6 protein-coding genes, 1 tRNA gene and 1 pseudogene are annotated in these 7,117 nt (G+C 64.1%); 3 read left to right on the top strand and 5 right to left on the bottom strand.

Features of this window, described 5'->3' with window-relative positions:
- Positions 1-335: pseudogene (locus AC4FWB_RS31465) on the top strand (succinate--CoA ligase subunit alpha); the annotation flags it as partial.
- 155 nt (positions 336-490) lie between these two features.
- On the opposite strand, the gene AC4FWB_RS31460 reads toward AC4FWB_RS31465, so the two are convergent.
- A tRNA-Leu gene (locus tag AC4FWB_RS31460) sits at positions 491-575 on the bottom strand.
- Positions 576-809: 234 nt separating this feature from the next.
- On the opposite strand from AC4FWB_RS31460, the gene lipB reads away from it, so the two are divergent.
- Positions 810-1,553, top strand: coding sequence for a lipoyl(octanoyl) transferase LipB (lipB, locus tag AC4FWB_RS31455; protein WP_491030116.1), 744 nt, complete (start codon positions 810-812; stop codon positions 1,551-1,553).
- Between the two features lie 156 nt (positions 1,554-1,709).
- Here lipB and AC4FWB_RS31450 read toward each other — a convergent pair whose 3' ends face one another.
- Positions 1,710-2,960 carry a site-2 protease family protein gene (locus tag AC4FWB_RS31450; RefSeq protein WP_491030115.1) on the bottom strand — a complete coding sequence of 417 codons (1,251 nt, stop codon included), beginning with the start codon at positions 2,958-2,960 and terminating at the stop codon, positions 1,710-1,712.
- 455 nt (positions 2,961-3,415) lie between these two features.
- Between AC4FWB_RS31450 and AC4FWB_RS31445 the strand changes: the two genes are divergently transcribed.
- Complete coding sequence (locus tag AC4FWB_RS31445) at positions 3,416-3,634, top strand: hypothetical protein (RefSeq protein WP_491030114.1); 219 nt, start codon at positions 3,416-3,418, stop codon at positions 3,632-3,634.
- A 99-nt stretch (positions 3,635-3,733) separates the two neighbouring features.
- On the opposite strand, the gene AC4FWB_RS31440 is transcribed toward AC4FWB_RS31445, so the two are convergent.
- From AC4FWB_RS31440 to proS, 3 genes are read right to left on the bottom strand one after another with little or no spacing between them, the layout of a single operon-like run.
- Positions 3,734-4,417 carry an ABC transporter ATP-binding protein gene (locus tag AC4FWB_RS31440; protein ID WP_491030113.1) on the bottom strand — a complete coding sequence of 228 codons (684 nt, stop codon included), beginning with the start codon at positions 4,415-4,417 and terminating at the stop codon, positions 3,734-3,736.
- Positions 4,414-5,700, bottom strand: coding sequence for a lipoprotein-releasing ABC transporter permease subunit (locus tag AC4FWB_RS31435; protein ID WP_491030112.1), 1,287 nt, complete (start codon positions 5,698-5,700; stop codon positions 4,414-4,416). The genes AC4FWB_RS31440 and AC4FWB_RS31435 overlap by 4 nt, the downstream gene beginning before the upstream one ends.
- A complete protein-coding gene (gene proS, locus AC4FWB_RS31430) occupies positions 5,700-7,025 on the bottom strand; it encodes a proline--tRNA ligase (protein ID WP_491030111.1) in 1,326 nt (441 codons plus the stop codon). Before proS ends, AC4FWB_RS31435 begins: the two co-directional genes overlap by 1 nt.
- Positions 7,026-7,117: the final 92 nt, after the last annotated feature.

Genomic DNA, 7,117 nt, shown 5'->3' with positions numbered 1-7,117 from the left:
GCTCGTCCTTCAAGGACATCCTGCAGCTCTTCGAGCGCGACGAGGATACCGACGCCGTGGTGATGATCGGCGAGATCGGCGGGCCGCAGGAAGCCGAGGCCGCGATCTGGGCGCGCGACAATATGCGAAAGCCGCTGATCGCCTACATCGCGGGCTTGTCTGCGCCGAAAGGCCGCCGCATGGGCCATGCTGGCGCCATCATCTCGGCCTTCGGCGAGTCGGCGCAGGAGAAGGTCGAGATCCTGAAGGAAGCCGGCGTCGTCATCGTGCCCACCCCGGCCTCCTTCGGCGAGGTCGTGGCGGATACGCTGGCGCGGTCGAAAAAGGCGGCGTGAGCCGCGATCAAGCAACCTGCACGCAACTACAAGCGGCGGCGCGGTCCTCATGGCCGGCCGCCGTTTCCGTTTGGCCGATCGGACAAACACACGGTCGCGAGCATTCGCATGCCCGCCTAATTCACCGGCTCATCGAAGACTTTTTCGGGGAGATTTGGTGCGGTCGAGAAGACTCGAACTTCCACGGGTTGCCCCACAGCGACCTCAACGCTGCGCGTCTACCAATTCCGCCACGACCGCACGTGGTAGGAGCCGGAACCGTCCGGCCCGGGGCCTGTAGCAAATCGTTTCCGGCGAAACAAGTGCGCCGTGCGGAATATTCGTCGCTGATTTGCACAACCCTTTGCGGACCGGTAGCGCGCTACCGGAACTGGACGTTTTGGCCGATTGCCGCCATATAAGCGCAAAAGCATGCCGCCCAAGGTGCGACGCGGTTTTGGGAGCACGGCATGCATAGTCGAGAACGAACAATCCATGACAGAACGCAGCCAGATCGCCACGTCGTTCCTGCCCCTGCCCGGTTCGGCGCCGGTCGAATGGGTGATCGAGCCCGGCCTTACCCCCTATCCCGACGCGCTTGCCTTCATGGAGGCGCGGGCCGAGGCGATCCGCAGCGGCGCCGCCAACGAGATGGTCTGGCTGGTCGAGCATCCGCCGCTCTACACCGCCGGCACCAGCGCCCGTATCGAGGATCTGATCGAGCCCGACCGGTTTCCGGTCTTTGCCGCGGGCCGCGGCGGCGAATACACCTATCACGGCCCCGGCCAGCGCGTGGCCTATGTCATGCTCGACCTGAAGCGCCGGCGCGAGGATGTCCGCGCCTTCGTCGCCGCGCTCGAAGAATGGATCATCGGCACCCTTGCCGCCTTCAACGTGCGCGGTGAACGGCGCGAGGACAGGGTCGGCGTCTGGGTGGTGCGGCCGGATCGCCCTGCCCTGCCGGACGGTGCGCCCGCCGAGGACAAGATCGCGGCAATAGGCATCAGGCTCAGGCGCTGGGTGAGTTTTCATGGCATCGCCATCAATGTCGAGCCGGAGCTTTCCCATTTCGGCGGCATCGTGCCGTGCGGCGTCTCGGACCATGGTGTCACCAGCCTCGTCGACCTCGGCCTGCCCGTCACCATGGCCGACCTCGACCCCGCGCTGAAATCCGCCTTCGAGGATGTGTTCGGGCCTGCCGCCGCTCCATTGGCGGAACCGGCGCGCAAGGCTGGCTGAACGTCGCTCCGCCCAGGGTGTGTTGAGATTCAGGTCAGGCCGAGTCGAAAATGGTGGGTTCCGAGAACCGGAGCGGAGCGTACTAAAAGTACGTGAGCACCGGAAGCGCAGGAAGCCGCCGTTTGCAGGCCGGCATCACCTGAATATCAACACACCCTACATCAGCTGGGCGGATGCCCAGAGCACACCATAGCCGTGAATGGAAAAGACCGCGAGCAGCGCGCCGGCCATGGCCAGGCGATCGAAGGTGCGGATCGGCTTCAGCTCGTGACGCGGCTTCACGCCGCTTCCCACGGTGATGAGACTGAGGATCGAGAACACCGCGCCCGCGACGAGCAGGAAGCTGGGCGGGAAGCCGGCACGCCAGCCGAGCGCCAAGAGGGTGGATAGCAGCAAGAAGGACGCCAGCGCCAGAGCGAGCGGCCCCGGGCAGATCTGGCGCAGCACCTGGCCGCCGTCGAACTTCCACACCGGCACCAGATTGGCGATGTTGAACAGCGAGGCGCAGCCGGCAAGCGTCGCCAGCAGCATTGCCGCCAGGCGATGCCCTTCGCTGCCCGCAAAGGCGCTGGCGGCGATCAGCACTGGCACCAGGAAGGCGGAGAAGCCGGCCCCCATCAGCGCCACGAAGGCGACCTCGAAGCGGCTGTCATAAGGCCGGCCACCAATCGCGATGCCGCCGAGCAGCGGGATGAAGATCATGCGCGCCCGGCGATGCCCCGTCAGGCGGAACGCCGCCATGTGGCCGAGTTCGTGCAGCGCCACCACCGAGGTCAGGATGGCGGCCAGCGCCAGCCCGCCGAGGTTCAGTCCGAAGAACGGCCACAGGATGAAGGCCGAAAGCACGGCAAAGCCGATCTGGCTCACCGGATGCTCGAACCAGCCGCCCATGCGGTACTTTCCGGTTCTCGCCCAGACCTGCAGCTTGGCAAGCTCGCGGCGCATGGCGAAGTAGCGGAAGACCAGAAAGGCGACGCCGCGATAGCGGTCGGTTTGCGTCAGCGTGACCCGCGTTGCGTCGCCTTCGCCGACGAGTTCGGTGGTTTCGCGATAGTTGGCCCAGAACGAGGGATCGAGCGCCGTGTCCTCGATGACGCGCATCGAAAAGCGGCCGCCATCCATCACATCGTCGAACCGCGCCTTGCGTTCGATCGGCCGACCATCCCGGCCCTCCCAGGACAGTTTGATCAGCGCCATCCCCTCGCCGTCGGGAGGTTCTACGGCGAGGATTTCACCCGACCAGCCGGCATCGCTACCAAATGGCCAGAGCGCCTGCCAGAGGCGATGACGGTCGGCCTCGATCACGCGGCTGACCGTTACCGTGCGCAGCCCGAACGGCACGGTCATAAGCAGAAAAATCAGTCCGAGATTTCCGGCCACGAGGGTGACCGTGGCGATGACCGACACTGCCTTTGCTCCCCATCTTCGGGAACCAACCTAACGGCGGCGCGGCCAAGAAAGACTTAACAATGGGCGGGCTCTTGCCCGTCCCAGACCGTGGGCGGGCTTTTTGCCCGCTCGAACAACGGGCGGGCTCTTGCCCGTCCCGTACGGCGGCGGCGAACCGCCTGATCACATGGCGCCAATCCAGATCGCCATGGAAATGAGGAAGGTGCTCATGCAAACCAGCGAGACGACATCCTGAACCAGATCGGCCATAACTCTCTCCTGTTGTTGGTATGTTCGTAATTTGTTCTAATTTTGTTCGAATGTCAACGATCGCCGTAGTGTGGAGACAGGTCGGGAATTTGGTGCGGTTAGCGAAGGGTTAACGGGGCCCGTTTCTCCCCCTGTCGCTCGCAATGTTGACAGGTGTCGATGGCCCTACGGTACAAAGGCCTTTCAGCTGGAGGGGAAAGTCCATGACCGAGTTATACGGTTACGTATGGATGGGGGTGTTGCTTGTGGTCTTCGGCGGTCTGTATTGGGCCGCGACGTTTCGCGGAAGACAGCGGTATCATGACTTCACCGAGACATGGGCCAAGGCGAGAGAGGAATCGGTTGCCAACACCAAGGCGGTCGAAGAGAACACAGCTGCGGTCCGCGAGCTGATCCGTAAGTGGGACGAGCAGAAAAAATAGTCTGCGAAGTCTATATCAAACCAAGTTCATCGCGTCGCAGTACCGCAAGCGCAGGAAACTGCCGTCCGCAGGCCGGCTTCATCCGAATATTGACTTGCCCTAAAGAGGCACCACTTTGCCCTCGGCCAGAGTCACCCGGCGGTCCATACGCGAGGCCAGCTCGTGATTGTGGGTGGCGATCAGCGCCGCGAGGCCCGATTGCCTGACCAGCGCCTCCAGCGCATCGAACACGTAGGAGGCGGTCGCCGGATCGAGATTGCCGGTCGGCTCGTCGGCGAGAAGCACCAGCGGCGCATTGGCGACGGCGCGCGCGATGGCCACGCGCTGCTGCTCGCCGCCGGAGAGCTCCGACGGCCGGTGCTGCGCGCGCTTGCCGATCTGCATATAGTCGAGAAGCTGCGCCGCCCGCTCGGCCGCTTCCTTGCGCCCCAGCCCTTTGATCAGCTGCGGCATCATGATGTTCTCGAGCGCGGAAAACTCCGGCAGCAGGTGATGGAACTGATAGACGAAGCCGACGTCGTTGCGGCGGATCGCGGTGCGTTCCTCGTCAGAGAGCCGGCCGCAGGCACGGCCGTTAAGAACCACGTCGCCGGCGTCCGGCCGCTCCAGCAGTCCCGCCGTGTGCAGCAAGGTCGACTTGCCGGTGCCAGACGGCGCCACCAGCGCCACCATCTCGCCACGCCTGAGCGAGAAGTCGGCGCCGTTCAGGATGGTGAGCTTGCGCGGCCCCTGGACATAGTGCCGCTCGACACCCTTCAGCTCGATAATGGCTTCGGCCATCACTCGTACCTCAGGGCTTCGACCGGATCGAGCCGGGCTGCCCGCCAGGCCGGAAACACCGTCGCCAGGAAGGACAGGGCCAGCGCCATGATCACGACATAGGTGGTCTCGCGCGGATCCATCTTCGCCGGCAGCTGGCTGAGGAAATAGAGCTCCGGATTGAACAGTATCCTGCCGGTCATCCAAGAGAAGAACTGGCGGATCGATTCGATGTTGAGGCAGATGACGACGCCGAGCAGCACGCCGGCGATTGTGCCGGTGACGCCGATCGCGGCCCCGGTCATCAGGAAGATGCGCAGGATCGCGCCGCGTGTGGCGCCCATCGTGCGCAGGATGGCGATGTCGTGGCCCTTGTCCTTCACCAGCATGATGAGGCCGGAAATGATGTTGAGCGCCGCGACCAGCACGATCAGCGTCAGGATCATGAACATGACGTTGCGCTCGACCTGGAGGGCCGAGAAGAAGGTCTCGTTGCGCTGGCGCCAGTCGACGAGATCGATCGGCCGTTGCGCCGCCTGCTCGACCGGCGGCTTCAGCGCATCGACATTGTCGGGATTGTCGACATAGATCTCGATGGTCTGCGCCCGCCCGTCCATGTTGAAATAGAGCTGCGCCTCGGAAAACGGCATGTAGACGATCGAGCTGTCATATTCCGACATGCCGACCTCGAAGATCGCCGTGACCTTGTAGCCCTTCATGCGCGGCGTGGTGCCCAGCGGCGTGACGTCGCCTTCGGGCGAGATCAGCGTGATGGTATCGCCCAGCACGAGGCCGAGATTCTCGGCCATGCGCTTGCCGATCGCCACGCCTTCGCCGGTATCGAAGCCGTCGAGCGTGCCCTGCTTGATGTTGCTGGAGACGATGGAGATCTTGGCAAGGTCCTCGCCGCGGACGCCGCGCACCAGCGCGCCGGTGCCGCCGCCGACATTGCCTTGCGCCAGCACCTGCCCGTCTATCAGCGGAATGGCGTATTTGACGCCGGCAACGCCGTTGATGCGGCTCGCCACCTGGGCGTAATCCTCCAGCGGCGAATCCAGCGGCTGCGCGATCAGATGGCCGTTGACGCCGAGGATGCGGGTGAGCAGCTCGGCGCGGAAACCGTTCATCACCGCCATGACGACGATCAGCGTCGCGACGCCCAGCATGATGCCGAGGAAGGAGATCGAGGCGATCACCGAGATCACCGTCTCCTTGCGCCGCGAACGCAGGTAGCGCCACGCCACCATGCGCTCGAAGCCTGAAAAGGCGCCCGCCGGCGATCTGGCCGCTGCCGCCGCTTCGTTCATCAGGCGATACCCAGGCGTTTCCTGGCCTCCGCGATCGGCAGCGTCTCGCGCTCGCCGCTCCGACGGTTCTTGATCTCGACCTCGCCGGCGGCCACACCACGCGGGCCGACGATCACCTGCCAGGGCAGGCCGATCAGGTCGGCGGTGGCGAACTTGCCGCCGGGTCGCTGGTCGGTGTCGTCATAGAGCACGTCCTTGCCGGCCGAAGTCAGCGCCGCGTAGAGCTCGTCGCAGACGCGGTCGCATTCGGTATCGCCCGCTTTCATGTTGATCAGGCCGATGTCGAACGGCGCCACCGCTTCCGGCCAGATGATGCCGTTCTCGTCGTGGCTCGCCTCGATGATCGCCGCGACCAGCCGCGACGGACCGATGCCATAAGAGCCGCCCGAGGCGAAATGGTCCTTGCCGTCGGGGCCGGTCACCTTGGCGCCCATCGGCTTCGAATACTTCTCGCCGAAATGGAAGATATGGCCGACCTCGATGCCACGCGCCGAAAGCCGGTCGCCTTCGGCGACGTTCGCCCAGGCCGCCTCGTCATGCATCTCGTCGGTGGCGGCGTAAGGCGTCGTCCATTTCTTCACGATGCCGCCGATCTCGGCATCGTTGGAGAAGTTCGTGTCGGCGCCGGGCACGTCGAGCGACAGATAGGCGCGATCGCAGAACACCTGGCTCTCGCCGGTGTCGGCCAGGATGATGAACTCATGGCTGAGGTCGCCGCCGATCGGGCCGGTGTCGGCGCGCATCGGAATGGCCTGCAGCCCCATGCGCGTGAACGTCCTGAGATAAGAGACGAACATGCGGTTGTAGGCGGCTCTCGCGCCTTCAAAATCGAGATCGAAGGAATAAGCGTCCTTCATCAGGAATTCGCGCGAACGCATGACGCCGAAGCGCGGACGCACCTCGTCGCGGAACTTCCACTGGATATGGTAGAGGTTGAGCGGCAGGTCCTTGTAGGATTTCACATAGGCGCGGAAGATCTCGGTGACCATTTCCTCATTGGTCGGACCGTAGAGCATATCTCGGTCCTGGCGATCCTTGATGCGCAGCATCTCCTTGCCGTAATCGTTGTAGCGGCCGCTCTCGCGCCAGAGGTCCGCCGACTGGATGGTCGGCATCAGGATTTCGAGCGCGCCTGCCCGGTTCTGCTCCTCGCGGACGATCTGGCAGACCTTGTCCAGCACGCGCTTGCCGAGCGGCAGCCAGGAAAAGCTGCCCTGCCCCTGCTGGCGGATCATGCCGGCGCGCAGCATCAGCCGGTGCGAGACAATTTCGGCCTCTCGGGGGTTTTCTTTGAGAATAGGCAGGAAGTAGCGCGACAAACGCATGGACTGGTCCGTGACTGAAAAAATGGCGGCGCGGGAATCGGCGCAACCGAGGCTGCTTGCCCGGGCTTCATAGCCATTTCATGACCGAATGG

This window comes from Mesorhizobium sp. LEGMi-168a (assembly GCF_058312955.1).
The sequence above is the reverse complement of the archived record's forward strand: the minus strand, read 5'-3'. Positions and strand labels throughout refer to the sequence as shown.

Coding starts and splice junctions, on each gene's coding strand:
- lipB (WP_491030116.1), top strand. CDS start 810: ATGACAGAACGCAGCCAGATCGCCACGTCGTTCCTGCCCCTGCCCGGT.
- AC4FWB_RS31445 (WP_491030114.1), top strand. CDS start 3,416: ATGACCGAGTTATACGGTTACGTATGGATGGGGGTGTTGCTTGTGGTC.
- proS (WP_491030111.1), bottom strand. CDS start 7,025: ATGCGTTTGTCGCGCTACTTCCTGCCTATTCTCAAAGAAAACCCCCGA.
- AC4FWB_RS31435 (WP_491030112.1), bottom strand. CDS start 5,700: ATGAACGAAGCGGCGGCAGCGGCCAGATCGCCGGCGGGCGCCTTTTCA.